General features: G+C 64.1%; 23 protein-coding genes. 12 read left to right on the top strand and 11 right to left on the bottom strand.

The features are described from left to right. The first annotated feature begins 17 nt into the window (after positions 1–17). The 3 genes from cydB (at position 18) to B0G83_RS22510 (ending at position 2,318) form a co-directional block, all read left to right on the top strand. Positions 18–1,022 (top strand): cytochrome d ubiquinol oxidase subunit II, encoded by a 1,005-nt coding sequence (gene cydB / locus B0G83_RS22520; RefSeq protein WP_105509617.1) that lies wholly within the window; start codon positions 18–20, stop codon positions 1,020–1,022. After that, positions 997–1,209, top strand: coding sequence for a hypothetical protein (locus B0G83_RS22515; RefSeq protein ID WP_146120280.1), 213 nt, complete (start codon positions 997–999; stop codon positions 1,207–1,209). Before cydB ends, B0G83_RS22515 begins: the two co-directional genes overlap by 26 nt. A 329-nt stretch (positions 1,210–1,538) precedes the next feature. Further along, entirely contained in the window at positions 1,539–2,318 is a 780-nt protein-coding gene (locus tag B0G83_RS22510; protein ID WP_105509615.1) for a response regulator transcription factor, read from the top strand. Positions 2,319–2,333: 15 nt separating this feature from the next. On the opposite strand, the gene B0G83_RS22505 is transcribed toward B0G83_RS22510, so the two are convergent. Next, positions 2,334–4,241 carry a hybrid sensor histidine kinase/response regulator gene (locus B0G83_RS22505; RefSeq protein ID WP_105509614.1) on the bottom strand — a complete coding sequence of 636 codons (1,908 nt, stop codon included), beginning with the start codon at positions 4,239–4,241 and terminating at the stop codon, positions 2,334–2,336. A gap of 239 nt (positions 4,242–4,480) precedes the next feature. On the opposite strand from B0G83_RS22505, the gene B0G83_RS22500 reads away from it, so the two are divergent. From B0G83_RS22500 to B0G83_RS22490, 3 genes are all read left to right on the top strand, one after another. Beyond that, positions 4,481–5,272, top strand: coding sequence for a hypothetical protein (locus B0G83_RS22500; RefSeq protein WP_105509613.1), 792 nt, complete (start codon positions 4,481–4,483; stop codon positions 5,270–5,272). Between the two features lie 53 nt (positions 5,273–5,325). Beyond that, a complete protein-coding gene (locus tag B0G83_RS22495) occupies positions 5,326–8,736 on the top strand; it encodes an alpha/beta fold hydrolase (RefSeq protein WP_105509612.1) in 3,411 nt (1,136 codons plus the stop codon). A gap of 114 nt (positions 8,737–8,850) precedes the next feature. Next, a complete protein-coding gene (locus tag B0G83_RS22490; protein WP_105509611.1) occupies positions 8,851–9,633 on the top strand; it encodes a substrate-binding domain-containing protein in 783 nt (260 codons plus the stop codon). A 77-nt stretch (positions 9,634–9,710) separates the two neighbouring features. Here B0G83_RS22490 and B0G83_RS22485 read toward each other — a convergent pair whose 3' ends face one another. Together B0G83_RS22485 and B0G83_RS22480 are read right to left on the bottom strand one after the other, a co-directional pair. Beyond that, positions 9,711–11,123: an FAD-binding oxidoreductase gene (locus B0G83_RS22485; protein WP_105509610.1), complete on the bottom strand. Its 1,413-nt coding sequence runs from the start codon at positions 11,121–11,123 to the stop codon at positions 9,711–9,713. Between the two features lie 21 nt (positions 11,124–11,144). Then, positions 11,145–12,122 carry an isopenicillin N synthase family oxygenase gene (locus B0G83_RS22480; RefSeq protein ID WP_105509609.1) on the bottom strand — a complete coding sequence of 326 codons (978 nt, stop codon included), beginning with the start codon at positions 12,120–12,122 and terminating at the stop codon, positions 11,145–11,147. Between the two features lie 280 nt (positions 12,123–12,402). Here B0G83_RS22480 and B0G83_RS22475 point away from each other — a divergent pair, with 280 nt between their 5' ends. The 5 genes from B0G83_RS22475 to hutC (B0G83_RS22455) are packed head-to-tail and all read left to right on the top strand — an operon-like array spanning position 12,403 to position 16,213. Further along, entirely contained in the window at positions 12,403–13,230 is an 828-nt protein-coding gene (locus B0G83_RS22475) for a transporter substrate-binding domain-containing protein (RefSeq protein WP_105509608.1), read from the top strand. A 21-nt stretch (positions 13,231–13,251) separates the two neighbouring features. Next, a complete protein-coding gene (locus tag B0G83_RS22470; RefSeq protein ID WP_105509607.1) occupies positions 13,252–13,902 on the top strand; it encodes an amino acid ABC transporter permease in 651 nt (216 codons plus the stop codon). 19 nt (positions 13,903–13,921) lie between these two features. Beyond that, complete coding sequence (locus B0G83_RS22465) at positions 13,922–14,584, top strand: amino acid ABC transporter permease (protein ID WP_105509781.1); 663 nt, start codon at positions 13,922–13,924, stop codon at positions 14,582–14,584. A 19-nt stretch (positions 14,585–14,603) separates the two neighbouring features. Continuing rightward, positions 14,604–15,473, top strand: coding sequence for an amino acid ABC transporter ATP-binding protein (locus tag B0G83_RS22460; RefSeq protein ID WP_105509606.1), 870 nt, complete (start codon positions 14,604–14,606; stop codon positions 15,471–15,473). Then, the gene (hutC, locus tag B0G83_RS22455; RefSeq protein WP_105509605.1) at positions 15,470–16,213 is read left to right on the top strand and encodes a histidine utilization repressor; all 744 of its coding nucleotides are present in this window, start codon (positions 15,470–15,472) and stop codon (positions 16,211–16,213) included. The genes B0G83_RS22460 and hutC (B0G83_RS22455) overlap by 4 nt, the downstream gene beginning before the upstream one ends. Positions 16,214–16,251: 38 nt before the next feature. Here hutC (B0G83_RS22455) and hutC (B0G83_RS22450) read toward each other — a convergent pair whose 3' ends face one another. The 8 genes from hutC (B0G83_RS22450) to B0G83_RS22415 all read right to left on the bottom strand — a co-directional run bounded on the left by hutC (B0G83_RS22450) (position 16,252) and on the right by B0G83_RS22415 (position 24,064). Next, positions 16,252–16,935 (bottom strand): histidine utilization repressor, encoded by a 684-nt coding sequence (gene hutC, locus B0G83_RS22450; protein WP_181157047.1) that lies wholly within the window; start codon positions 16,933–16,935, stop codon positions 16,252–16,254. A 241-nt stretch (positions 16,936–17,176) separates the two neighbouring features. Beyond that, the gene (locus tag B0G83_RS22445; RefSeq protein WP_105509603.1) at positions 17,177–18,832 is read right to left on the bottom strand and encodes an aromatic amino acid ammonia-lyase; all 1,656 of its coding nucleotides are present in this window, start codon (positions 18,830–18,832) and stop codon (positions 17,177–17,179) included. A gap of 94 nt (positions 18,833–18,926) precedes the next feature. Beyond that, positions 18,927–19,718 carry an ABC transporter ATP-binding protein gene (locus B0G83_RS22440; protein ID WP_105509780.1) on the bottom strand — a complete coding sequence of 264 codons (792 nt, stop codon included), beginning with the start codon at positions 19,716–19,718 and terminating at the stop codon, positions 18,927–18,929. Positions 19,719–19,753: 35 nt separating this feature from the next. Then, a complete protein-coding gene (locus tag B0G83_RS22435; protein WP_105509602.1) occupies positions 19,754–20,509 on the bottom strand; it encodes an ABC transporter permease in 756 nt (251 codons plus the stop codon). A gap of 14 nt (positions 20,510–20,523) precedes the next feature. Further along, the gene (locus B0G83_RS22430) at positions 20,524–21,246 is read right to left on the bottom strand and encodes an ABC transporter permease (protein WP_105509601.1); all 723 of its coding nucleotides are present in this window, start codon (positions 21,244–21,246) and stop codon (positions 20,524–20,526) included. A gap of 89 nt (positions 21,247–21,335) precedes the next feature. Next, the gene (locus B0G83_RS22425) at positions 21,336–22,160 is read right to left on the bottom strand and encodes a transporter substrate-binding domain-containing protein (protein WP_374954935.1); all 825 of its coding nucleotides are present in this window, start codon (positions 22,158–22,160) and stop codon (positions 21,336–21,338) included. 370 nt (positions 22,161–22,530) lie between these two features. Then, positions 22,531–23,211, bottom strand: coding sequence for an isoprenylcysteine carboxylmethyltransferase family protein (locus tag B0G83_RS22420; protein ID WP_105509600.1), 681 nt, complete (start codon positions 23,209–23,211; stop codon positions 22,531–22,533). Between the two features lie 16 nt (positions 23,212–23,227). Continuing rightward, on the bottom strand, positions 23,228–24,064 hold the full coding sequence (locus B0G83_RS22415) for an arylamine N-acetyltransferase (protein ID WP_105509778.1): 837 nt from the start codon (positions 24,062–24,064) through the stop codon (positions 23,228–23,230). Positions 24,065–24,470: 406 nt separating this feature from the next. On the opposite strand from B0G83_RS22415, the gene B0G83_RS22410 reads away from it, so the two are divergent. Beyond that, positions 24,471–25,994 carry a carbohydrate porin gene (locus tag B0G83_RS22410; RefSeq protein WP_105509599.1) on the top strand — a complete coding sequence of 508 codons (1,524 nt, stop codon included), beginning with the start codon at positions 24,471–24,473 and terminating at the stop codon, positions 25,992–25,994. The last annotated feature ends 84 nt before the right edge of the window (positions 25,995–26,078 follow it).

The following is a 26,078-nucleotide window of genomic DNA, read 5'->3' as shown; positions in this document are numbered from 1 at the left end:
CAAAAGCGAGAAAGACAATGGACGTAACCGTAGTGTGGGCCGCGATCATCGCGCTGGGCCTGTTCATGTACGTGGTACTGGACGGCTTCGATCTGGGGATCGGCATCGTCTTCCCGTTCTTCCCCGACGAGAAAGAACGCGACCTGATGATGAACACCGTCGCGCCGGTGTGGGACGGCAATGAAACCTGGCTGGTGCTGGGCGGCGCCGGTTTGTTCGCGGTGTTTCCGGCGGTGTATTCGACCGTGCTGTCCGCGCTCTATCTGCCGCTCGTCTTCATGCTGGTATGCCTGATCTTCCGCGGCGTCTCGTTCGAGATCCGCGCCAAGGCGAATCGCACCAAGCACCTGTGGGATCTGGCGTTCATCGGCGGCTCGGCGGGCGCGACCTTTTTCCAGGGCATCGCGCTGGGCGCGTTTTTGCAGGGCATCCCTGTGATCGACGGCGCCTATGCCGGCGACGCCTTCGGCTGGCTCACGCCGTTCAGCCTGCTGACCGGGCTCGGGCTGGTGGTCACCTATGCGCTGCTCGGCTGCTGCTGGCTGGTGGCGAAGACCGAAGGCGATCTGCAACGCCGTCTGCATCGCGTGGTGTGGCCGCTCACGCTGGTGCTGCTCGGCTTCATCGCGATGGTCAGTCTGTGGACGCCGCTGCAGGATCCGACCATCGCGCAGCGCTGGTTCCACGACCACCTGTTCTACCGTCTGCTGCCGGTGCCGTTCCTCGTGGCGGTGTGCGCGTTCTTCATGTATCGCGCGGTGCGTGACCGGCATCACACCACGCCGTTCGCGCTGGCGCTGCTGCTGGTGCTGCTCGGCTACGTGGGGCTGCTGGTGAGCCTGTGGCCGTATGCGATTCCGTCGAGCATGACGTTGTGGGAAGCGGCCGCCCCGCGTTCGAGCCAGATGTTCACGCTGGTCGGCGCGGCGGTGATTCTGCCGATCATCCTCGGCTATACGACGCTGGGTTACTGGGTATTTCGCGGCAAGGTGAGTCATGGCGACCAACATCACTATCACTAAGCGGTTGCGGGCCGATAGCGCTGTCCACCACGACGGCGGCATTGCCACGACCCACCGTCCGGCCGCGCGCAAGCTGCCCGGCTGGCTATGGTTCGTCGCGCTGTGGTGCTTCGGCGTGGGCTCGGCGATGTTGCTCGGTTTCGCGTTCAAGCTTCTGATGAATGCGACGCTATTCGCGGTCAAATAAACGCCCCGTTCGCGCTGTTTGAGCCGAAGCGCATAACCTTCGGCATCCCGGCTGCTTTGCTTAAAAATTGGAGAGACCTGCTCGTCTACCTAGCAAGCCGGAACCGATGCGCGGGAGACCAGCCTCATACAAAACGCGCTGCATGGGCGCACCCGGCGATCGTACAAATAGAAAGTTGGCGGCACGGCGCGGCGGAACCCGCGGCGCGCCGCCGGCGGGCTTATGATCGCGGGATAGCCGGCAATGATGCGATTCACGACAATAGAAGTAAAACGAAACCCGACCACGGCGGTAGTCCACCACGCGCAGGCCCGACTCGCGGAGACATCATGAAGTTTCTTGTGGCCGACGACCATGAACTGATCAGGCAAGGCGTCAAAGGCATGCTGCGGGGGCTCGATCCCGACGCCCAGTTCGACGAAGCCGATAGCTGGGAAACCCTCGCGAGCGCCGCGCGTCCCGACGCCGATCACGATCTGGCGATCGTCGATCTGCATATGCCGGGCATGAGCGGCGCGTCGTCGCTCGAAGTGCTGTTGAAGGCGAACCCGGCGTTGCCCCTGGTCGTGTTATCCGCCGAAGAATCGCCCGACGAAATGCGCGCGGTGCTGGCCGCCGGCGCACTCGGTTTCGTGCCGAAGCGGCAGCCCGCCAGCGTCATGCTGAAAGCGATCGAGCTGGTGCTGTCGGGCGGTGCCTATGTGCCGATGGAAGCGCTCAGCCTGCTCGGCTCGCGCGAGACCACGGCGAGCCCCGCGCATGCCGATGCGGCGGCTGAAACGGCGCTGCACGGCGCGGCTGTCGCGCCGGCCAGCCAGCCTGCCGCGCCGGCGTCAGGCGCGGCCGGCGTCACGGAACCGCTCACGCAGATCCAGTCGCTGCAGCCGCATCAACAGCATTTGCTGGAAAACCTGTCGCCGCGTCAGCAGGACATCATGCGGCTCGTGCATCGCGGCTGGACCAACAAGATGATCGCGCGCGATCTGGGCGTTGCCGAAGGCACGGTGAAGGTGCATCTGTCGGTGATCTTCCGGGCGCTCGGCGTGCATAACCGGTCCACGGCGATCGCGGTGATCAACGGCTGGCTGGAAGCGGGAAAGACTTTGTAGCGCTGTGAGTGGCCTTCACATCCTCGCTTCGCCAGGCGGCACCTTCAGCGCTTCCCGCATCACGCCGTTTGCGCTCCAGCTCTCTGCTTGACCGGCGGCTCCCGCCGCCCCATTCACGCCGTCCGTGCGCAACGCCAGCGCCGCGGTGGCCCGCCCCTTATCCAGTTCCGCCTGCTGCCACAGCATTTCCAGCGTGCGCCGCAAGCGCGCGGGCGTCACCGGCTTATGCAACACCGGAATCCCCTGCAGCGCCAACGCCGCCAGTTCCGCCGACGCCATATCCCCCGTAATCAGCAAGGTCACGATGTTGTCATGCCCCGCGCGCGCCAGCACCTGGCGCACGGCCGTGAGCGCCTGAGCGCCGGTACGGTGGTTCGCCAACTGGTAGTCGCACAGCACTGCATCCGGCACGAACCCCGTTTCGAGCACCGCGAGCGCGTCGACCTCGTCGCGGGCGCCGCGCACGTCGCAACCCCAGCGCGCGAGCAGACTGGCCAGGCCTTCGAGAATCGACGGATCGTCGTCGATACACAGCACGCGCCGCCCTTGCGCCGAAGGACCGCCCGCCACCGACTCGTTCAGGCTCGCGACGATTCCGCCCGCCTCACCCGCATGCACCGAAAAACGAAACACGGAGCCGCGCCCCGGCGCCGAACGCAAGCGCAGTTCGCCGCCGAGCATCCCGACCAGCCGCTTCACCGTCGGCAAGCCGAGCCCATGCCCCTGACGCGCGTCGCGTTGCGGATTGGCGACCTGATAGAACTCCTCGAAGACCTGCTCGTGCTCCTCGGCCGGAATGCCAATGCCCGAATCGCGCACTTCGACAAACCCGCCCGACTCGCGCCCCGCGCGACGAAAGCCTAACCAGATCGCGCCCTCCTCGGTATAGCGCACCGCGTTCGAGAGCAGATTGCTCAGCACGCGCTCCAGCAACACCGGATCGTCGTGCACGATCATCGTGGTCGGCGCGATCCGCAGCGCGAGACCCTTGGCCGCCGCCTGCGGACGATACTGGCTGCCGACCCGCTCGAACAGTTCGCCCAGCCGGAAATGCAGCCGGATCACCTGCGTCACGCCGCTTTCGAGCCGCGCGAGATCGAGCACCTGGTTGAACAGCTGATTCAACGCCTCGACGTTGTAGACGATGTGTTCGGCGGTTTTAGCGTGCTGCACGGGGGTCGCCGCCGTGTCGTTGAGCGACGCCGCAAGCAAACCGATCGCATGCAGGGGCTGCCGCAAATCGTGGCTGGCGGCGGCGAAAAAGCGCGTTTTCGCGAGACTCGCCTCTTCGGCCACATGCTTCTGCGCGGCGAGCGACTCCGCCAGATACTGCTGATCGACGCGCGCCTGCACGACCTGGCGAAACAGCTTGCGATAACTCATCGCGTAGACGTTGATCGCGCAAAAGAAGAACGCGAGGACGATGGCGAGAATGGTGCGGTCGAACGTATGCGTACCGAAATGCAGCACGATCGACGGAAACAGCAGGAACGGAATCGCGGTGGAGAAGTTCAGCAGATCGAAGCCGTTCGACATGAACACGCCGGCCGCGAGCGTCACGAGCATCACCGTATGCAGCAGCGGCAAATCCATCTGCGGACTATGGAACGCGAACCAGATCGCGAGACCCGGCGCGCTGTACAGCAGCATGCCGCGCACCGCGTGCAGCACGATCCAGCCGCGCGGCGACACGAGCTGCGGATAGCGGCGATGACAGATCCACAACGCGAGACTGCCGCAATTGGCCGCCGCATAAAACCCGAAACACGCGACGAACAGCGGCGGCGACGGAATCGCCGGCCAGTAGACCGCCACCAGAACCGCGATCGAAAACCAGTGCGTAAAAAAGGCGATCGGATCCTGCGCGTAAAGCACGCGCACAAGGTCTTCGTCGATCGCCCGCTGGATAGGGTCGGCCCGCATCGTGCGGTCTCCGTTTCTTCAGATGAATGACAAGCGTGTCATGCCGAATCGCGTTTTTATGCCGGATGGTTTACCCGGCAGTTTACCCATCAGCTACCACTTAATCCATATAGGCGAAGCCGTCGCCGGAAACCATACTGGCTTCACATTCCAGCGCGGCTTCACCTTCCCGGTTTTCGCTTCTCCGCCTGATTTCAGGGCTCACCGCGCTCCTTGCCTTACCCCCTATGGAGGTTGTTATGGGCGTAGTTCCGAGCCACGCGTTCGTCCGCACACTCGACGACGCGGTCCTGCCCGATCTGTGGCGCCGGCGCACCCGGTTGTCGGCCGACGAAATGGTGTCGATGGTCGAACTGGTCAAGCGGGCTTTGCGGACCTATCATCCGCTGGAGTTGCAGGCGCTCGGCGACGATAAGGAAGAACTGGTCGCCCAGTTCATTTACGCCAAGGTGCTGCGGCTCGCGCCGGGTCATACCGAAACCAACGCCTGCGCCGAGAGCGCGCCGTCCAATGGTTACGCATTGTGCGCGTATTTCCGCCGTTATCTGATCGATTGTCTGCGCAGCGCCGGCCATCAGCGCAACGTATCGATGGAAAACGAAGGCATGGCGCACGAAATCGATCTGCACGCGCAGGCGCTGGAAGACCCGGTGGACAGCGTGCTGCTGCAATACGGCCTTGACGAGCAACGCGTGCGAAGCGCCGCGCGCGCGTTCATCGAAGCGCTCGACGAGCCCGAGCGGATCGTGCTGGCCGGCAGTCTCGGCTGGTGCTCGGAAGGCAAAGGCGGTCTGTCGGCGGTTGCGGCTCAGCATCGGGTGCCCTCGTATCACTATCGCGCCGTCAAACTCGGCGTCACCATGAAAAAGACGGCCGGCGCCGACGAATTTTCCAATACCAAGATCGGCCGCTGGTTGACGGAGCAACTCGGCATCGAGATCGAGATCGAAAACCGCTCGGCTATTCTGCTTGCACTGAACCTGCTCGCAGCCGAATCGAGCGACAGCGAAATGAATCAAGCAGCCGCCTGACCGCGCACGCTGCCCGCCCTTCCCCGCATTCCGTTCCTGACGAGGTGGTCTTGATGAATCGCTTATCGAGCGCCGTTACGGCGATGAAAGCGCATTACGACGTAGTGGTGGTGGGTTCGGGCTACGGCGGCGCGATCGCCGCGAGCCGCATGGCGCGCGCCGGACTCAGCGTTTGCGTGCTCGAACGCGGGCGCGAATTCATGGCGGGCGAGTACCCTCGCACACCGTTTCAGGGCGCCGAAGAGGTGCAATACAACACGGCGCTTGCGCACGTCGGCTCGCCGCTCGCGCTGCTCGAAGTACACGTGAACGACGATGTCAACGCGGTGGTCGGTTGCGGTCTGGGCGGCACGTCGCTCATCAACGCGAACGTCGCGCTCGAAGCCGATCCGCGCTTGTGGGACGATCCGCGCTGGCCGAAGGCGCTGCGCGACGATGCGGCGGGCCGCGCGCGCGGCTATGCGCTCGCGCGCGCGATGCTGCAGCCGTCGCCGGTGCCCGGCAGTTATCCGACGTTGCCGAAACTGCAGGCGCTCGAAAAATCGGCCCGGGCGCTCGGCATGGCGGACCGCTTCAGCCGGCCGCCGGTCACCGTCACGTTCGAGGATCGCGTGAACGCCGCGGGCGTCGAGCAGAAGGCCTGCGTGGGTTGCGGCGATTGCAATTCGGGCTGCAATTACGACGCCAAGAATTCAACGCATATGAACTATCTGCCCGATGCCGTCGCGCACGGCGCGCAGATTTTCACGGGCGCCGCGGTGCATTCGGTGCTGCGCGACGCGGCCACGCAACAATGGACGGTGCGCTATCAACTGGTCAGTCTCGGCCGCGAAAGTTACGGCGCGCCCGATCTGTTCGTCAGCGCCGATCTCGTCATCGTGTCGGCGGGCACGATCGGCTCGACCGCGCTGCTGCTGCGCTCGCGCGAAGCGGGCCTGAGCGTGTCGGCCATGCTCGGCGAACACTTCACCGGCAACGGCGACGTGCTTTCCTTCGCGTACAACACCGACGACACGATCAACGGCGTCGGCTGGGGCACGCATGCGCCGGGACAAATTCCGCCGGTCGGGCCGACCATCACCGGCTTGATCGATCACCGCGATACCGCGAATGTGAGAGACGGTTTCGTGATCGAGGAAGGGTCGCTCGCAGGGCCGGTCGGCGCGGCGCTCGTCGGCCTGCTCGGCGCCGCCGCGCCGCTCGAAGGCGTGGATGTGGGCGGCACGCCGAGCGCCGAACGACAGCTCGCGTACGACGCCCGTGTGCTCGAAAGCTTTCTGCGCGGCCCGTATCGTGGCGCGCTGAATCACACGCAAAGCTATCTCGTGATGGCCCACGACGACGAAAGCGGCCAGATTCACGTCGACGACAAGGGCCAGCCGCGCATTGTGTGGAAAAACGCCGGCAAGCAGCCGATCTTTGCAACGGTCGAGCAGACCCTCGAACAGGCCACGGTGCCGCTCGGCGGCAAATATTTGCGCAATCCGATTTCCACCGACCTCGTCGGCAACCGCACCGTCACCGTGCATCCGCTCGGCGGCTGCGGCATGGGCGAGGACGCGGAGCGCGGCGTGGTCGATCACCTGGGCCGCGTTTTCAGCGGCGCGGCGGGTACCGCGGTGCATGAAGGCTTATACGTGATGGACGGCGCCGTCATGCCGATGTCGCTCGGCGTCAATCCGTTGCTGACTATCTCCGCGCTGGCCGAGCGCAACTGCGCGCTGCTCGCCGCGTCGCGCGACCGGCAGATCGACTACGCGGCGAAAGGCACCGCCGCCACGCCGCCCGCGCCCAAGATCGGCTTGCGTTTCACGGAAACGATGATCGGCACGTACACGCCGGCGGTCGCGGAAGACGCCGCTACGAGCCCGATCGAATTCACGCTGACCGTCGAATCCGACGATCTCGCCGACCTGCTGAGCAACCCGCGGCACCTGGCTCATACCGCCGGCACGCTGACCTGCCCCGCGCTGTCCGCGCAGCCGCTGACGATCGTCGACGGTACGTTCAATCTGTTCGTGGTCAACGAGTCCGACGTGGACGAGCGCAACATGAACTACCGGATGACCCTCGCCTCCACCGAAGGCAAGACGTACGGCCTGACGGGGCAAAAAATCATCACACGCACCTCGCCGATCAATCTCTGGGCGCAGACCAACACGCTGTATGCCGAGATTCGCGCGGACGCGCAAACCACCGGACCCGTGCTCGGCAAGGCGACGCTGATCATCACGCCCGAAAACTTTCTGAAACAGCAACGCACACTCGAAGTCACCAACACGCCCGACCTCGAAACGCGCCTCGAATGGACGCTGAAGTTCGGCAAGTTTTTTGCGGGCGTGCTGTTCACCGAATACGGCGGCGTGGCCGCGCCGCTGGCTTTCTTCGACACGCAGGCCGCGCCACGTCTGAAGCGGGCATTGCGCGCGCCCGCGCCGCAAATCATGTACTTCGATACGCCCGACGGCACGACCTTGCGGCTGACCCGTTATGTCGATCCGGCGCATAAAACCTCGCGCCCGTTGCTGCTGATTCACGGCTCGGGTGTTTCGAGCCGGATCTTTTCCACCGACCTGATCGCGACCAACCTCGTCGAATATCTGTGCGCTTGCGGCTATGACGTGTGGCTCGTCGATCTGCGCGTCAGCATCGAGCTGCCGAGCGTGCTGGTGCCGACCAATGTCGACAAGGTCGCGCGCGAAGACATTCCTGCGGCCGTGGCCAGGATACGCGAACTGACCGGTGCGCGGCAGATACAGGTGCTCGGCCACTGCATGGGCGGACTGGCGTTGAGCATGTCGCTGCTGCACGGACTGGAAGGCGTGCGCTCGGCGGTGATTTCCCAGGTGTCGACGCATCCGGTGCCGGGCACGTTGCAGAAGATCAAGGCCGGCTTGCATATCCCGAGCATCATGCAGCATCTCGGTGTACGCGACCTCACCGCGTACACACAGCATCGTTCGTGGCCGAAGAACCTGCTCGACGAAGCCCTGCGCTTCTATCCGCTCGATCACGACGAAGGCTGCGGCAATCCGATCTGCCATCGCGCGACGTTCCTGTACGGCCTGCTATACGAACACGCGAAACTGAACGAGACGCTGCATGAAAATCTGCAGGAACTGTTCGGCATTCACGACATGGAGGTATTCAAACATCTCGCCGCGATGGTGCGGGCAGGCCACGTTGTCGATGCCGAAGGCCGCGATATTTATCTGCGTGGAACGGACGGCATGAAGGGACTGGAGGGGATGCGTCTGCCGCTCGGTTTCATTCACGGCGAGCGAAACGAAACTTATCTGCCCGAAAGTACGCAACTCACGTTCGACATGCTGACGCGTGCGTTTCCCGAGCAGCCTTACGAACGGCATCTGATTCCTGACTATGGACATATCGACTGTATTTTCGGCAAGGATGCCGCAGTGGACGTGTATCCGGTAATCGCCAGGTATCTCGACGCGCATTGACGGTGTTCGAGCGCGGCACGACAGTGGCTCGTTCAGGTATGGTACGGATGACGGGGCGACAACATGCATCGCCCCGTCACTCCCTCACCACCGCACACTGCCACTTCAATGCCGATGAAACCCTTCTTTCTCGCCGTGATGACCGCCGGGCTGCTGGGCAGCACCGTGGCCGCCGCCGACGTCCAGGCGGCCGAGCTCAAGGTCATGAGTTCCGGCGGCTTCACCGCCGCCTACAAGCTGCTCGGTCCCAGCTTCACCGCATCGACCGGCAATACGCTCGACACGATCCTCGGACCGTCGATGGGCCAAGCGCCGGAAGCCATTCCCAACCGCCTCGCTCGCGGTGAATCCGCCGACGTGGTCATCATGGTCGGCTACGCGCTCGACGATCTCATCAAGCAAGGCAAAGTCATACCCGGCTCGCGTGTCGAACTGGCGGATTCGCGGATCGGCATGGCCGTGCGCGACGGCGCGCCCAAGCCGGATATCGGTTCGGTCGAGGCGCTGAAAGCGACGCTTCTGCACGCAAAGTCGATTGCCTATTCGGATAGCGCGAGCGGCGTTTATATCGAGCGCGAACTCTTCAAACGGCTCGGCATCGAGGACCAGGTGAAGGCCAAGGCGAAAATGATTCCGAAGATCCCGGTCGCGTCGGTCGTCGCCAATGGCGACTATGAAGTGGGTTTTCAGCAGGTCAGCGAGTTACTGCCGGTGGCGGGCGCCACCTTCGTCGGCAAGATTCCGGAATCGGTGCAATCCGTCACGCGCTACGCCGCGGGGATTCCTGTCGGCGCGCCGCATCCGCGGGAGGCGAAAGCGCTGCTGGAGTATCTTGCTTCGCCGGATGCGCAGGCAGCGGTCAGATCGACCGGAATGGATTCGGTCGCGACGCACTGAGGCAAGACGTGCTGTCGCGGGCGGAGGGCGCACGGTGCGCCCTCGCTCCCCGCTCGCCCTGCCGCCCACTCACCCGATCAAAACAGCTTGCCCGGATTCAGAATCCCGTGCGGGTCCAGCGCGTGTTTGATCGCGGCCATAGCCGCCAGCTCCGCCGGCGAGCGCGAGATCGGCAAGAACTCGCGCTTGAGCAAACCAATGCCATGTTCCGCCGACACCGAACCTTGCAACGGCCCGAGCATCTCGTAGACGAACGCGTACACCGAGTGATGCGTGACACCCGGAATCGAATGTCCGTCTACGGTCACATGCAGATTCGAATCGCCGATATGCCCGAAGAAATACGATTCGTTGCCGGGCCAGCGCTGATCGAGCGCGGCGCGGCAACGGTCGACGAACGCGCCGATCCCGCCGATCGGTAAGCTCACGTCGAAGTTGATGGCGTCGAGCCGCGCGGGAAATTCCGCCGTGCATTCGCGGATCGCCCACAACGCGCGTGCATCCGCCACCGATTGCGCGATCACCGCGTCGCGGAGCGCGCCGGCGTCGAGCGCTTCGGTCAGCACGGCGGCGAAACGCTCGCCGTCGTCGCCGGCATCGAAACTCGCCTGTTCGATCAGCGCATACAGCGGATGAGACTCGGCGAACGGCGAACGCGTACCCGTCAGCTTCACGCCGAAGTCGTAGAAATCCGGCCACATGATTTCGAAGGCGCCGATGTCGTTGCCAAAACGTGTCGATAGGCGGCGTAGCAGGCCCACCGCGGCGTCGTAACCGTCGAGCGCGACCAGCGCAGTGTGGCGCGTGGCGCGCGGCGGATGCAGCCGCAACACCGCGCGCGTGATCACACCCAGCGTGCCTTCCGAGCCGATGAACCAGTGCTTCAGGTCATAACCGGTGTTGTTCTTGACCATCTTGCCGAGCGACGTCAGCACGTCGCCGTTGGCGAGCACGACCTCGAGTCCGAGCACCTGATCGCGCGCGGTGCCCGACTGGATCACGCGATTGCCGCCCGCGTTGGTCGCGAGATTGCCGCCGATCTGGCACGAGCCGCGCGCGCCGAGATCGAGCGCGAGTTCGAAACCGGCTTGCGCCGCCGCTTCCTGAGCCGTTTGCAATGTGGTGCCGGCGCGCACGGTCAGCGTGGCCGAGGCGGCGTCGATTTCTTCGACACCGCTCAAGCGTTCCAGCGACAACGCGATATCCGTGGCCCGCGCAATCGCCCCGCCCGCGAGTCCGGTCATGCCGCCCTGCGGCACCACCGGCTGATGCGCCGCGTGGCAGATGGCCAGCGCGCGCGATACGTCTTCAGTGGTACGCGGCAACAGCAACGCTGCCGGGCGTGTCGGATCGTGACGCGTCCAGTCGGTCATCGCGCGTTCGCCGATCTGCTCGCCCACGCGAACCGCGTCGTCGCCTAGCGCGGCGCGCAGGGCGTCGAGTATCGATGTTAGCGGCGCCGTGTCGTTAGCCTTTCCGTTATCTGTCATGCAGGGGTTCCTTGCGCGCTTTCAGCTTGACGCTGCTTCCGCGCGTTTCTTGCGATAGCCCATCGAATCGTTAATGCGTCCGAGAATATAGTCGCCCGCCGCAACCGGCTGATAGCGGACCTCGGCCTCATCCGCGCCGAGGTCGCGCGGATCGACGCTCGCGCCGTAAGTCGGATCATAGAACGTCGCGATCGAATACCGCTCGCGACCCGACGCATTGATGACGCGATGCAAGGTGGAGCGAAAGCGGTCGTTGGTCCAGCGCGCCAGCAGATCGCCCACGTTCACCACGAAACTGCCTTCCACCGGCGGCGCGTCGACCCACGTATCGTTGGCGATTTCGCGCACCTGCAAACCACCCACCTGATCCTGCCATAGCAACGTGATGCAGCCGTAGTCGGTATGCGGCGCGACGCCGAACTGATCCGCGTCCGACTGCGGAGGCTGCGGCGGATAGTAGACCATCTGCGTGCGCTGCATCCGCTTGGTATAACGCGGCGCGAAGAAATGTTCGTCGACGCCGAGGCTCACCGCGACCGCGCGCAACAGATCGGCGCCGCACGCCGCGACCGACTCGTAATAGCCGTACAGCGCGGGACGCAATGCCGGCATGAAGTCCGGCCAGTTGTTCGGCCCACGCAGCGCCTGGCCGGCGAGCACGTCGGGATCGTCCTCCGGCAGTTCGAGGCCGATGCTGAAAAACTCCTTGTAATCCGGACGTTTGGCCTGGTACATGGTCGCATCGCCCAACGCATTGAAACCGCGATGCCGATGATTGACCGCCGCGCGCCGTTTGGTCTCCACGGGGAACGCGAAGAACTCGCGCGCGGCCTGTTCCGCCGCATCGATCGACGCTTGCGGCACGCCGTGATTGACGATGTAAAAGAAGCCGATCGTCGTGCACGCCTCGTGAATTTCACCCGCCACGCGCTGCAAGGCGTGCGAGTCGCCCGCACGAACGCCGGCGAGATCGATGATGGGAATGCAGGTCACTGGCATCGCGTGGCTCCCTGAAAGGCCGTTGCAATCTACTGACGAGAATACCGCTGAAAAAGCGTCGCGCGCTTCGTGCATCAGCAGTTGTATATACCGCCAAAAGCACCCCCGCAAGTTGCGTTGCAATGTGCTGCGTTAGGGCTTTTCTCTAGTCGCGCGTTTATTTTTTTCGCGGCAAAAACGCGGTATATACTGCCTCGCATGACTCGCGCCGGGCCCGAACCGCTCACCGCTTTCGCTCGCCGTTTTTCGCGCGACACCGCTTTGCCCACTGGAGAATCCCATGAGTATCCTTGCAGGCTGGAAGTGTCGTCTGTTGATGTTGGCCTTGTGCGCGGCAAGCGTCACCGCGCACGCGGAAGATCAGCTCGCCAAAGTGAAGAAAGCCGGCGAACTGGTGGTCGGCACCGAGATGCAGTTCGCGCCGTTCGACTTCCTCGAGAACGGTCAGCAAGCCGGCTTCAACAAAGATCTGTTCGCCGAGGTCGGCAAGGAAATGGGCGTGAAGGTGCGCTTTATCGACCTGCCGTGGCCGAGCGTGCTGCCGGGTCTGGAAGCGGGCAAGTTCGACATGGTGGGCGGCCCGTTGACGGTCACCAAGGCGCGCATGGAACGCTACACGTACACGCTGCCCATCGCGGACGCCACCGACGCGCTACTCAAGCGCGCCAACGACACCGCGCTCAAACAATCGTCGGATATCGCCGGCAAGACGGTCGGCGCGGGCAAAGGCTCGGCGCAGCTCGATCAGTTGAAGACCTACGTCGCGACGCTGCCGAAGCCGCCTGAAATCCGCGAATACGTCGACAACAATCAGGCTTACGCCGATCTCGCGGCCGGCCGGATCGCGGCGGTCGCGAATTCCATGACGAACATTGCATATGTGGCCAAGCAGCGTCCGGAGGCGTTCGCCGTGGTGCAGCCGCCGTTCGGCGCGAAGGTGTACTTCGCCTACTGCCTGCGTAAAGACGCGGACAGCAAGCCGCTCGCCGATGCGTTCAACGCCGCGCTCGTGAAAATGCACAACGACGGCCGCCTCGCGGCGTTGCAGAAGAAGTGGTTCGGCGTGGCCATGGATGCGCCGACAACCATGCCGATGCCGAACTATTGATCGCTGTAGAGTGCGACGCTTATGTTCAGCACGACCGTCTTCGTTCAGGGCTTGCCGCTGCTGTTGCACGCGGCGCTCGCCACCATCGGCATTTCGCTGACGGGGCTGCTGATCGGCTTCTTCGTCGCGATCGGCGTGTGCGCCGCGCGGCTCTCGCCGACACGCGCCGCCCGTTTATTCGGCGGCGCCTACGTGTTCTTCTTTCGTGGTGTACCGATGCTGGTGCAACTGCTGCTGGTGTATTACCTGCTGCCGTTCGCGGGCATCAACGTCTCGCCGGTCGTCGCCGCCATCAGCGCCGTGTCGCTGTGCTCCGCGTCGTATATCGCCGAAATCCTGCGCGGCGGTTTTCTCAGCATTCCGCCTGGCCATCTCGAAGCCGCGCGCATGCTCGGGCTCTCGCCGTTCGACATGCTGCGGCGCATTCTCGTGCCGCAAGCCATCCGGTTGACGCTGCCTTCGCTCGTCAACGAAATGGTGCTGCTAATCAAGGCTTCTTCGCTGATATCGGTAGTGGGCGTGGCCGAGTTGACGCGCACCGCGCAGAACATCGCCGCCAGCACCTACCGGCCGCTCGAAGCGTATCTGGCCGCCGGGCTGATCTACTTCGTGATCTGCGGCGCGCTCGCGCTCATCGCGCATGCCGCCGAATACCGGCTGCAACACGCCTGACCGACTCCGGACCCACGTCATGCAACAGCTCGATCCGACCGTCATCACGCACAACCTTCAGCCGATCGCCGCGGGTTTCGCAACGACGCTCGGCACATGGATCGCGGGCGTCGTGCTCGGCCTGCTGATCGGCTTTCTGATCGCCGTGCTGCAACTCTTTTGCGGACGCTGGGTACGCGGCGGATTGCGCTTCTATATCGAGCTGTTTCGCGGCACGCCGTTTCTCGTGCAACTCTTTCTGCTCTACTACGGCGGCCCGTCGTTCGGCCTCACGCTCGAACCAATGACAGCCGGCGTACTCGGTTTAGGTCTCTACGGCAGCGCGTATTTCGCCGAGGCGTTCCGCGCCGGATTTCAATCGGTGCCGCCGGGCCATCTCGAAGCGGCGTCGTGTCTCGGACTCACGCGCTGGCAAGCGGTGCTGCGCATTCAGGTGCCGCAAATGCTGGTGCTGATCGTGCCCGCACTGACCAATCTCATCATCGTGCTAAGCAAGGAGACGGCGGTGCTGTCCATCGTCACCGTGCCCGAGCTCACCTTCGTACTGACCGGCATCGGCTCGGCCACCTTCGCTTTCGTCGAAACCTTGCTGGCACTGTGCGTGTGTTATCTCGCGCTGGTCGAGCTGACCTCGCGCGCGGGCATGTGGGCCGAGACCCGCATCGCACGTTTCATGGCATGAACGCAATCCGGACTCCCTGATGAACGCTATCGCCGACATGCCCTCCTCCGCGTCCACCACCGCCGCTGCCACAAACGGACAAGCGCCGCTGATCGAAGTGCGCGATCTGCGCAAGCGCTTCGGCGACGTCGAGGTGCTGCGCGGCGTCGATCTCGAGATCGCGCGCTCCGAAGTGGTGTGCATCATCGGCCCGTCGGGTTCGGGCAAGAGCACGCTGTTGCGCTGCCTCGCCGCGCTCGAAACTTACGATCAGGGCGCTGTGCGTATAGAAGGCGAATTGCTCGGCTACAGCGAGCGCAACGGCAAACGCGTGCGAGCCTCGCAAGGCGAGATCAATCGCGTGCGGCGCAACGTCGGCATGGTGTTTCAGCAGTTCAATCTGTGGCCGCACATGACGGCGCTCGGCAACGTGATGGAAGCGCTGCTGCGCGTGCGGCATCTCTCGCGCGACGAAGCGCGCCGCCGCGCCAACGCGATGCTCGACACGGTCGGCCTTGCGCATAAGGGCGACGCCTACCCGGCGAAACTCTCCGGCGGTCAGCAGCAACGGGTGGCCATTGCGCGGGCGCTGGCCATGGAGCCGCACATCATGCTGTTCGACGAACCAACCTCGGCGCTCGATCCGGAGCTGGTCGGCGAAGTGCTGCAGGTCATGAAACAACTCGCGCGCGACGGCATGACAATGGCCGTGGTCACGCACGAAATGGGCTTTGCCGCGCAGGTCGCCGACAAGGTCATGTTCATCGATCAAGGCCGGATCGCCGTGCAAGGCGCGCCGCGCGAGGTCTTTCACGACACGGGCCAGCCGCGCCTGCGGCAATTCCTGCAAAACTATTTCGACCGCAACGCGTTCTGGGCGCGCGGCCCCGACGACGCGCCGACGCCATGAACACGCGCGCCGCCGCGGCGCCGGCCGCGCGCTACGAACAGGTCAAGCACCACATTCGCCGCATCATCGAATCGGGTGAGCGCCACGCGGGCGACCGGCTACCCTCCGAGCTGGATCTGGTCGCGACGCTTGGCGTGTCGCGCATGACGGTGAATCGCGCGCTGCGCGAACTCGCCGACGAAGGGCTGGTAACACGCGTCTCCGGCGTCGGTACCTTCGTCGCGCAAACCAAGCCGCAATCCACGCTATTGATGATCGCCCATATCGGCGACGAAATCCGTTCACGCGGCCACGAATACCGCTACGACACGGTGCTGTCGCAACGCGAAACGGCCTCGGTGATGGTGTCGAATGCGCTGGGTCTCGCGCCTGGCGCGTCGGTGTTTCACGTGATCTGCGTGCACCGCGAGAACGGCTTGCCGGTGCAGCTCGAAGACCGCTACGTGAATCCCGCGACCGCGCCGGAATTCTTGCAGCAGGATTTCGCCACGGTCAGGCCGTCCGAGTATCTGTATGCCGTCGTGCCCGCGCACGATGTCGAGCATGTGGTCGACGCGGGTCTGCCGACGCGCGCCGAGGCCGAGCTGCTGGAAATCCGCGCCGAGGAACCTTGTCTCACGCTAATGCGCCGCACGTGGACAAGCGGCGTGGCGGTGACCTTTGCGCGCTTTGTGCATCCCGGTTCGCGTTACCGGTTGGGTTGCCGGTTTTCGCCGGATCTGTCGCAACGCCAGGGCTGACGCCGGGCGCGACAAGCGCCCAGCGCACCCAGAGAGCGCTAAACGTTCCCCGCCAGATGAAAACGCGACGCCGGGTGCCACAACTGCACCGACGTCGCGACATCGTCACCCACCCACGTACGGCGCCATAGCTGCAAACACGGCTCACCGATATCCATCATCAGATGACGGCGCACGTAGGCGTCGGGCTTCTGCGCATAGATGCGGAATTCCGCGCGCTGGATCGGCGCGAGCCGCACCATGTAGTGGTTCGGCGTCTCGACGGTAAAGTCCTGTTGCAGATAGTCGGGGAACACCTTCGGGTTGACGTAGCGGTCCTCGTACTGGATCGGCTCGCCTTCTTCACTGTGCACGATGCACGAGTGAAACGCCGGGCCGCCGGCGAGACCGAGGGCTTCGAGCGCCTGCGGATCGTCGCTCGGGTCGAGCGTCAGCACGCGCGCCGAATGACGATGACCGCGCGCGGCGATTTCGTCGGCTATGTTGCGGATCTCCAGTACGGTCGACTCGTAGCGCTGCGGCGCGACGAAAGTGCCCGACCCTTGCACGCGCGTCAGCACGCGGTCGGTGGTCAGTTCGCGCAGCGCGCGCGAGACCGTCATGCGCGCCACGCCGAATTCCTTGACCAGTTCGGTTTCGGACGGGATCAGTCCGCCCGGTTTCCAGTCGCCTTCGCTAATGCGTCGGATCACGTAGCGTTTGATCTGTTCATACGCGGGCATGGCCTTCGCCGGCGTCTCCTGACAGCGTTCCTGCGTCTCTGCGGGTTGCGCGTTTATCGTTGTGTTCACTGCGACCTCGTGGGGGGTACGCGGGTTGTACAGGGTGATGCGCCCCAAGGCAATGCCCCCGGAACGCGCCCCGTAGGAAGTCCCTTGTGGAGGACGCCCCGCAGGAAGTGCCCATGGGGCACGCCTTGGCCGGTGCGCAAGCGGGTAAGCCCTCACACCGCCGTTGTCTCCATCAAGCCGTCTGCGTCGCGCCGCGCCCGTCGTCGATCGACATGAGCGCGACATTCGCGGCAGCGCGCAGCTTGCCCGCCGCCAGATTCGTGACGGTTGCGGGCGCAACCAGATCCGCGCCCTGCGCCGACGTAACCGGCCGGGGCCCCATGTTACCCGGGTTCGGCAGCGGTGGCGGCGCCTGATCGGCGATCAGGCGAAATGCCACGCTCATGTCGTGCGCGAGCGGGCGGTCGTCGCGATAGGTCGGCACGACGCACCGCACGCGTTGCCACAACGCCTCGGTGTGCGGCGCGCGCGGCGCGTCGATGCTTTGCAGGTCGTACGCTTGCGCAGCCGCCAGCAATTCGATCGCGACGATGCGCCCGGCGTTGTCGACGATTTCCAGCGCTTTCAATGCGGCCGGTGTGGCGTGACACAGGTGATCTTCCTGCAAGCCGGAGGTGATGCCGCCGTCGAGACTCGCCGGCAACGCCAGACGCCGGTTCTGCGCGACCAGCGAAGCCGCCGTGTACTGCGCGATCATGAAGCCGGAACAGGAGCCGCCAGGCTGCGCGAGAAACGCCGGCAAACCGCTAACCAGTGGATTGACGAGGCGGTCGAGACGCCGCTCGGCCATTGCCGCGACTTGCGCGATCGCGGTGGCGAGGCTGTCCATGGCCAGCGCGATCGAAGCGCCCACCGCATGCGCCTGCGAATAGACGCGCGGCGCGTCCGGCGTGCCGGCGACGATTGGGTTGTCGGTAATCGAAGCAAGCTCGCGATTGACCACGTCGGCGGTTGCGGCGAGCACGTCGCGCGCGGCGCCGTGCACGTGCGGAATGGTCCGCATGCTCAACGGGTCCTGGGTGCGCTGGCCGACCACCGCCGCCAGAATGCCGCTGTCGGCGAGCGCGCTGCGCATCCGTTCGCCGACCTGGTTCAAGCCCGGCGAAATGCGCAACGCGAGCGAATCTTCATCGAACGCGGCCAGTTGGCCGCGCAGATTCTCGAAGCTCATCGCGGCGACCATATCGGTCCAGTCGAGCAGACGCGCCGCGCGCGCCAGCGCCAACGCGGCCAGTCCCGCGACGCACGGCGTGCCGTTGACCAGACTCAAGCCCTCTTTCGCTTCGAGCACCAGCGGTTCGAGCCCGAGCCGCCGCAACGCGTCGCGTCCCGTGAGCCGCTCGCCGCGATAGCGCACGTGCCCTTCACCGATGCACACCAGCGCGATATGCGCCATATGGCTCAGATAACCGACCGAGCCGAACGCCGGCACTTCCGGCAAACAATCGGCATTGAGCAAGGCGACCAGCCGATCCGCGACTTCGAGGCGAATGCCGGAGTGCCCATGCGCGAAGTTGTTGACGGCCGCGGCCATGATCGCGCGTGTCTCGGCGACACCGAGCGGCGCACCGACGCCGACCGCGTGGCTCATCAGAATGTTGCGCGACAGGCTGCGCTGTTCGGCCGGTGAGACGATCACATCGCACAACGCGCCCACGCCGGTATTCACGCCATAAGCGCGAATGCCGCGCGCGACGATCTGCTCGACGAGCACACGCGCCGCCGCGATGCGCGCACGGGCGCCGGCGGACAGTTCGAGCGGTTCACCGGCGGCGACAGCCGCCACCTGAGCCCAGTCGAGAGGACGATCGGAACGGATCACGGCCATGGTAGTGCTCTGCTCAGTGGTAGTTAGCCCGGCGACGCGGCCAGGCGAATACGGCATGCTCACGCAACCGGACGACCCCGCCCGGCCAGGCGGCTCAATTGGTGGTGCGGTCCTGATGACTCGACACGAATTGGCGGAAGCGATCCGACTTGCACTCGACGAACACTTCGTCCGGCGTGCCGTCGGCTTCCACCTGGCCTTGATGCAGGAACATCACCCGATTCGACACGTGACGCGCGAAGCCCATCTCGTGCGTGACGACCAGCATGGTGCGGCCCTCTTCGGCGAGCGAGCGCATCACGCGCAGCACTTCGCCGACCAGTTCCGGATCGAGCGCCGACGTCGGCTCGTCGAACAGCATCACCTTCGGATGCATCGCCAACGCGCGCGCGATCGCCACGCGCTGCTGCTGACCACCCGACAGATGCGCCGGATAGTGGCCGCGTTTTTCCGCGAGACCGACTTTGGCGAGCAACGCTTCAGCCTCTTCGACCGATTCCGCGCGGCTGCGCTTTTGCACGCGCATCGGCCCTTCGATCAGATTCTCCAGCACCGTCATATGCGACCAGAGATTGAAGTTCTGAAACACCATGCCGAGTTGCGAGCGCACACGGTCCACCTGGCGGCGGTCGCTCGGTTGCGGCTTGCCGTCGCCGCGGCGCTTCATTTTCAACTCTTCGCCACCCAGCGCGACCGAGCCGTCGTCGGGCGTTTCGAGCAGGTTCAAGCAGCGCAGAAACGTGCTCTTGCCCGAACCGCTCGCGCCGAGAATCGAGATCACGTCGCCCTGATGCGCGTCGAGCGAAATGCCTTTGAGCACGTGGTGCTCACCGAACGACTTATGAATGTTCTTGACCGACAGTGCGACGGGAGCCGTAGCGTTCATGGAGTTCTCCAGATTCATTCGGAATGGCCGGCCGCTCAGGACGCGGCGCGACGTGCTTCGGTATTCGCGGACACCGGGCGATTCGGCGCGGTTTGCGTGGGCGCGGCGCGCAGATGGCGCGACAGACGCGTCTCCAGCATGCCGAGCAGGCGCACGATAACGAAGTTCAGGAACAGATAGATCAGCGCGGCGCAGATGAATACTTCGCTGGTGCGATAGGTCTGCTGGATGATCTGCTGCGCGACGCCGGTCACTTCCCACACGGTCACGAGACTCGCGAGCGCGGTCGATTTGACGAGCAGCACGGCTTCCGTCGAATACGCGGGCAGGCACTGACGCAACGCGATCGGCCCGATCACGCGGCGCAGCAGCGCAAAGCCCGACAGACCGATCGAATAGCCCGCCTCGATCTGGCCGACCGGCACGGCCATCAAGCCGCCGCGAATGATTTCAGCGGTATAGCCGGCCGTGCACAAGGCCAGCGACAACACCGCGCACATATACGGCTCACGCAGCACCGGCCACAAAAAACTCTCGCGGATCACGCCGAACTGACCCATCCCGTAGTACACGAGGAACATCTGGATCAGCAGCGGCGAACCGCGAAACACGAGGATATAAGCGCGCGCGAAACGGTTCGGCAGCCAGTGCGGCGACACCCGCATCGTGACGATCACGAGCGACAGCAAGCCGCCCAGAATCAGCGAACAGAAGAACAGCCCGAGGGTGGTCGGCACGGCGGCCAGCAGTTGCTTGAGCGTGTCGAACAGGAAGTCGAAATCGAAATGCATGGTGACCGTCCTTGTCAGTTGCGCGCGAAGTTGCGCTTGAAGGACCGGCCCACGCGCGCCTCGGCGCGGTTGAAGACCCGGTTCGAGATGCTGGTCATGACCAGGTACAGCGCGCCGCCCACCACGAAGAACGTGAAGTACTGATGCGTGGAGCCCGCCGCCACCTGGCTGGTGCGCAGCAATTCGGCGAGCCCCGTGACGGAGATCAGCGCCGAATCCTTCAGGCTCAATTGCCAGACATTGCCGATGCCCGGCAGCGCGAAACGCAGCACTTGCGGAATCAGAATGCGGCGCGCCATGGTCAGCGTCGGCATGCCGATCGAGCGTGCGGCTTCGAGTTCGCCACGCGACACCGCCAGCACCGCCGCGCGGTACACCTCGGCCTGGTACGCGCCGGAGATCATGCCGACCGCGAGCGCGCCGATCACGAACGGCGGCACGCCGACAAAGCCATCCGCGCCGAACCACTGGCCGATGGTCGTCACCAACGTCGAGCCGCCGAAATAGAACAGATAGATCACGAGCAGTTCGGGCACGCCGCGAAACACCGTGGTGTAGATGTCGCCGATCACGCGCAACGTGCGAAACCGCGACAGCTTGGCCGCCGCGATCAGGCCGCCGAACACGGCGCCGACCGCGAGCGCGGCGAGCGTCAGCGCGACCGTCATCAAGGCCGCGAGCAATATCACGCCGCCCCAGCCATCCGGCCCGAAGCCGAGCATCTGTATCAGTGCCATTCCCTACCCCTCATCCATGACAGCGGATCGAATCCGTGGACGAGCGCGGCGCGTGGGTCCCACGCGCCGCGCTCGTCTTGCTCAGCGAATCAAGGCGTGACGTCGGTCTTGAACCACTTGGCGGACAGCTTCTTGACGGTGCCGTCGGCAAGCGCCGCGCCGATCGCGGTGTCGAACTTCGCTTTCAGATCGGCGTCCTGCTTGCGGAACGCGAGGCCTTCGCCCGGGCCCCAGATCGGGCCGCCGATCTTCGGACCGGCCATCACGATCGACGCGGTTTCTTTCTTGTCGATGTTGGCGGCGTAGTACGTCACGTCGTCGAACGACGCGTCGATGCGGCCGTTGGCCAGATCCAGATCGCGCTCGGGCGAGGTCTTGTAGACGCGGATCGTGGCGACGTCCTTGAAGCCGTCGTTGATGAACTTGGTGTAGACCGTGCCCGACTGAATGCCGATAGTCTTACCCTTCAGCTGCTTGCGCAGTGCGTCGACAGTCGGCTGGTCGGCTTTCGGATCGCCCGACAGCTTGACCACACCCGCGCCCGGCGCTGCCTTGGGCAGCACCTTCGCGTCGGCCACCGCGAAGGTGGCCGGCGTGGCGGCATACGGCCGCGAGAAAGCAATGATCTTTTCACGTTCCGGCGTGATCGAAATGGCGTCCATCAGCACGTCGAACTTGCCCGCTTGCAGACCGGGAATCATGCCGTCCCAGTCTTGCGCCACGAGATTGCATTGCAGCTTGATGCGCTCGCACAGATTCGCGACCAGCTCCGGTTCGAAGCCGCCGAGCTTGCCGCCCGGCAAGGTCAGGTTCCACGGTGCATAACCGCCTTCGAGCGCGATGGTCACGGTCTTCCAGTCTTTAGCCTGCGCCGGTGCCGCGAAAATGGTCGCGGCGCCGAGCACGGCGCCCATCAATGCTTTTGCTAACGTCGTGTGCTTCACTTTCACGTCGAAACTCCTTTGATTGAGGAAACCGTCGAACTGGGATGTTCTAACCATCGCTGAATTTGTATAGACAAGTCTGCATGAGTCAAAAAGCGGTCGCAAGGGGTTCGGTAAGAAAAACCGCCGTTCATCGGGTAAGCCCCTACTAGTGCCGTCTGGCGGGGTTCTACAGAACGGAACGTTGATTACAGAAGCGTCGCGACGCATCGAATGCGCGCGTCAGCGCGGTGCATTTTGTCTAGACAGGTTGGTGCATCATGAACCAGAGAGGGGGATGCGTGGACGCGCGCGAGCCGCGCCCGATCTCGCGCATTGGGCAAGCCGGCGTGATTGACCGTTACCAGATAAGCGGCACGAAGCGGTATTTAACGCGGGAGGCGTAGTCGGGATAACCGTCGAGTTCGGCGTTCAGCAGACGCTCTTCCCGCACCGCGCGCCAGCCGATGCCGAGCACCATGACCGGCACACAGGCGAGCCCCCACCACGAGCCGAGCAGCAAGGGCGTGCCGACGAACAGAAACAACGCGGCGGCGTACATGGGGTGACGCACGTACGCATACGGCCCGCTGTCGATCACCTTGTGGCCACGACTCGCCTGGATCTTCACGACGGGCGCGGCATAGCTGTTGGCGCGAAACACCGCGCGGCACATGACCAGACAGACGACGATGCACAGCGACCCGAGACTCACGAGCGCCAACGGCACCGGCGGCGACCAGTGCAAGCGCACGGCGTCGAGGCCCATCAGGACCAGCCACGCGCACCACACCAGCGACACGCTCACCATGAACACACGGTCCCATCTGCTTTGCTGCGCCTGCACGATCGGCGCGAGCCGCTCGGCCAGCAGCCCCGGATCGTGCCGAGCGAGCCACAGTCCGATCCACAGACTCAGCGCGCCGGTCTCGATCAGATACCACCATCCGGCCGGCCATTCGAGCGTGCCGGCCGCGCCGAATAGCAGCACGCCCATGGCGGCGAGCCAGACCGCCGTTTGCAGAACGAGACGCTTGACCATGTAGGTGACTGAGTTGCTAAACGTTGTGGACCGGTGTGCGTACGCGATTGAACACGTCGACGAGATCGATGTCGCCGGTATTCAGGCCGAACTGATCGCGCAGGCAGGCCGCGAGTTCGTCCGCGCTGGCGAGTTGCCGTTCGCGCACGACCTCGCCGTCGGCGCCGCGTTCGTTCAACTGGTCGTTGCGCAGCGTGAGCCGCGAGTCGTCGAGGACACGGCACACGATCAGCGTGGTGGCAAAAATCGATTCCGGCGCCGTCGACGTGTACCAGTTCGAGGTTTCATAGTCGACCCACTCGACCGCGTGCAGATCGAAGCGATAGACGCGCGTCCAGCTTTCGTCGCGCGCCTGCACGTCGAGGTAAAGCGCATCGTGCGATGCGTCGGCGAGACGGAACGTGCCCAGCGGCGTACGCTGCGCGATGCCCACGGCAAGACGCAACGGCGCGGTCAGCGTGACGCTGCCGAAACCGACGTCGACGATCCATGCCTCGTTGTCCAGGTCGATCCGCAAAACCATATGCGTGCGCGGCGGCACCTCGTCGGATTCACGGCCCCACAGCACGCGGGCGAGCAGCGGCGTCACGTTGAAGCCCAGTTGCATCAGCACGTTCGCGAGCAACGCGTTCTGCTCGAAGCAGTAACCGCCGCGACGGTTCGTGACGAGCTTGCGCTCGACCGATTCGAGATCGAGCTTCACCGCGCGGCGCGTGAACGGGTTCAGGTTCTCGAACGGAATGGCGCGCGGATGCAGCCGGTGCAGCGCCTGCAGCACCTCCAGCGTGGCCGCGCGCGGGCCGTCGTAGCCGATGCGGGTGAAGTAATGGTCCAGATTGACGGTGTGTGACATCGGCATGTTCCCGGTTAGGTCTGAGGCGCTCGACGCTGATCGATCTTGTGCCGCCAGGCGGCTTCGAAAAAGATCATAGCGGCTCAGCAATCGCAATGCTTCCGCACGCGGCAGGTTTATTGAAAACGCATTCGATAAGACCACAACCCTACGTTTAAATTACGTTTTAATTCTCTTTTCATTACGCTCAAATAGCCATTAGTAGCAGTCCGTAAAGATCAAAGTTACATGTCAGTAATATTGATGCGAATCGTTCTCATTTGTGTTGACGCACCTATTTCGCATGCGTACGATCTCGCCATCTGCTGTGCCCGGCGTCGCGACCCGTCGCAGCAAATCGCAGTCGTGACAGCAACGTCATACCGCGGTGATCAGTTCAGTCGATACAACACAAACAAGGATTTCGATGAAGTTCGCCCAACTCAACGGACCCGCTGTTCAAGCGCGTCCGCTTCGCGATTCCGCCAGGCGCGCTGGTGTCGGTAGCCGTTCGCGTCTGCCCTCCTTGCGGCGCGCCGCGCTCTTCACGGCATTTGCCTGGGCTTCGCTGACAGCCGGCGTGGCCATGGCTGAAGCCAACCCCGACGCAACGCCCGAAGCCCCCGAGGCCGACCTGAACATTCAGGCCACCCAGACCAATCAGTGGACGGGTGTCTGGAATCGCGCGACGCTGCTCGGCGACATTGGCGGTTTGCGTCCGTGGCTCGGCAAATACGGCGTGACCTTGCAGCTCACGGAAACCAGTGAAGTGCTGGCCAATGTGCGCGGTGGTCTCTCGAAAGGCGCGGACTACGACGGTCTGACGACCGCCACCGTGCAGATGGATACGCAGAAAGCCTTCGGTCTGCCGGGCGGTCTGTTCAACGTGAGCGCGCTGCAGATTCACGGCGCCAACCTGAGCGCCAACAAGCTCGGCACGCTGAATACGGCGAGCGGTATCGAAGCGCAGGACACGACCCGCCTGTGGGAGTTGTGGTATCAGCAATCGTTCCTGAACAAGCGTATCGACGTGAAGGTCGGTCAGCAAAGTATCGACCAGGAATTCATCACCAGCACGAACTCGGCGCTGTTCGTCAATACGATGTTCGGCTGGCCCGCGCTGCCTTCGTACGACATGCCCTCGGGCGGCCCGGCTTATCCGCTGGCCGATCTCGGCGTGCGCGTGCGCGGCCAGATCACGCCTTCGTTGACAGCGCTCGCCGGTGTCTTCGACGGCGACCCGCTCGGCAATAGCCCGAACAACAAGAGCGGCACCAATTTCAACCTGCACAACGGCACGCTGTTCATCGGCGAGTTGCAGTACGCGATCAACCAGCCGGCCGACGGCGAAATGGTCGGCATGGGCGGCGGCGGTTTGCCGGGCACCTACAAGCTCGGCCTCTGGTACAACAACCAGAGCTTTGCCGACCAGCGTTTCGACAACACCGGTCTGTCGCTTGCGAATCCGGCCTCCACCGGCATTGCCCAGAATCATCACGGCGACTACAGCTTCTACGCGGTCGCCGACCAGATGATCTGGCGCCCGGACCCGGACGAACCGCGCAGCCTGAACGTATTTGCCCGCGTGATGGGCGCGCCCGGCGACCGCAATCTGGTCAGCGTGGCCGCCAACGTCGGCGTCGTGCTGAAGGCGCCGTTCGCCGGCCGCGACAACGACAGCGCCGGCATCGCGCTGACGTACATCAAGATCGGCAACCACGTGAACGGTCTCGATCAGGACAATCAGGCATTCAGCGGCGGCCCGTACGGCGTGCGTACCAGCGAAACCACGCTAGAAGCCACCTATCAGTATCAGGTCAATCCGTGGTGGCAGCTGCAGGCGGATGCACAATATACGTTCAACGCCGGCGCCGGCCAGAACCCGAGCGACCCGACGCAGCCGCTGCGCAACACGTTCGTCATCGGCGTGCGGACCAACATCACGTTCTGATGCCGCGCTCGCCCAACTTACACGCTACCGACAAATCGAATCCCATGCTTTCGATCATGACCGCAATCAACGCTTTGTGCGCCC

It is taken from the genome of Paraburkholderia sp. BL21I4N1, assembly GCF_002973525.1.
Lineage (GTDB): Bacteria > Pseudomonadota > Gammaproteobacteria > Burkholderiales > Burkholderiaceae > Paraburkholderia.
This window is presented reverse-complemented; position numbering and strand designations above follow the sequence as displayed.

What these genes read in the sequence shown, in the direction of transcription:
- B0G83_RS22510 (WP_105509615.1), top strand. Translation starts at nt 1,539, where the DNA reads ATGAAGTTTCTTGTGGCCGACGACCATGAACTGATCAGGCAAGGCGTC.
- hutC (WP_105509605.1), top strand. Translation starts at nt 15,470, where the DNA reads ATGAACACGCGCGCCGCCGCGGCGCCGGCCGCGCGCTACGAACAGGTC.
- B0G83_RS22470 (WP_105509607.1), top strand. Translation starts at nt 13,252, where the DNA reads ATGTTCAGCACGACCGTCTTCGTTCAGGGCTTGCCGCTGCTGTTGCAC.
- B0G83_RS22440 (WP_105509780.1), bottom strand. Translation starts at nt 19,718, where the DNA reads ATGAACGCTACGGCTCCCGTCGCACTGTCGGTCAAGAACATTCATAAG.
- B0G83_RS22490 (WP_105509611.1), top strand. Translation starts at nt 8,851, where the DNA reads ATGAAACCCTTCTTTCTCGCCGTGATGACCGCCGGGCTGCTGGGCAGC.
- B0G83_RS22435 (WP_105509602.1), bottom strand. Translation starts at nt 20,509, where the DNA reads ATGCATTTCGATTTCGACTTCCTGTTCGACACGCTCAAGCAACTGCTG.
- B0G83_RS22475 (WP_105509608.1), top strand. Translation starts at nt 12,403, where the DNA reads ATGAGTATCCTTGCAGGCTGGAAGTGTCGTCTGTTGATGTTGGCCTTG.
- B0G83_RS22505 (WP_105509614.1), bottom strand. Translation starts at nt 4,241, where the DNA reads ATGCGGGCCGACCCTATCCAGCGGGCGATCGACGAAGACCTTGTGCGC.
- hutC (WP_181157047.1), bottom strand. Translation starts at nt 16,935, where the DNA reads ATGCCCGCGTATGAACAGATCAAACGCTACGTGATCCGACGCATTAGC.
- B0G83_RS22515 (WP_146120280.1), top strand. Translation starts at nt 997, where the DNA reads ATGGCGACCAACATCACTATCACTAAGCGGTTGCGGGCCGATAGCGCT.
- B0G83_RS22410 (WP_105509599.1), top strand. Translation starts at nt 24,471, where the DNA reads ATGAAGTTCGCCCAACTCAACGGACCCGCTGTTCAAGCGCGTCCGCTT.
- B0G83_RS22460 (WP_105509606.1), top strand. Translation starts at nt 14,604, where the DNA reads ATGAACGCTATCGCCGACATGCCCTCCTCCGCGTCCACCACCGCCGCT.
- B0G83_RS22485 (WP_105509610.1), bottom strand. Translation starts at nt 11,123, where the DNA reads ATGACAGATAACGGAAAGGCTAACGACACGGCGCCGCTAACATCGATA.
- B0G83_RS22480 (WP_105509609.1), bottom strand. Translation starts at nt 12,122, where the DNA reads ATGCCAGTGACCTGCATTCCCATCATCGATCTCGCCGGCGTTCGTGCG.
- B0G83_RS22500 (WP_105509613.1), top strand. Translation starts at nt 4,481, where the DNA reads ATGGGCGTAGTTCCGAGCCACGCGTTCGTCCGCACACTCGACGACGCG.
- B0G83_RS22445 (WP_105509603.1), bottom strand. Translation starts at nt 18,832, where the DNA reads ATGGCCGTGATCCGTTCCGATCGTCCTCTCGACTGGGCTCAGGTGGCG.
- B0G83_RS22465 (WP_105509781.1), top strand. Translation starts at nt 13,922, where the DNA reads ATGCAACAGCTCGATCCGACCGTCATCACGCACAACCTTCAGCCGATC.
- B0G83_RS22495 (WP_105509612.1), top strand. Translation starts at nt 5,326, where the DNA reads ATGAATCGCTTATCGAGCGCCGTTACGGCGATGAAAGCGCATTACGAC.
- B0G83_RS22415 (WP_105509778.1), bottom strand. Translation starts at nt 24,064, where the DNA reads ATGTCACACACCGTCAATCTGGACCATTACTTCACCCGCATCGGCTAC.
- B0G83_RS22425 (WP_374954935.1), bottom strand. Translation starts at nt 22,160, where the DNA reads ATGGGCGCCGTGCTCGGCGCCGCGACCATTTTCGCGGCACCGGCGCAG.
- B0G83_RS22430 (WP_105509601.1), bottom strand. Translation starts at nt 21,246, where the DNA reads ATGGCACTGATACAGATGCTCGGCTTCGGGCCGGATGGCTGGGGCGGC.
- B0G83_RS22420 (WP_105509600.1), bottom strand. Translation starts at nt 23,211, where the DNA reads ATGGTCAAGCGTCTCGTTCTGCAAACGGCGGTCTGGCTCGCCGCCATG.
- cydB (WP_105509617.1), top strand. Translation starts at nt 18, where the DNA reads ATGGACGTAACCGTAGTGTGGGCCGCGATCATCGCGCTGGGCCTGTTC.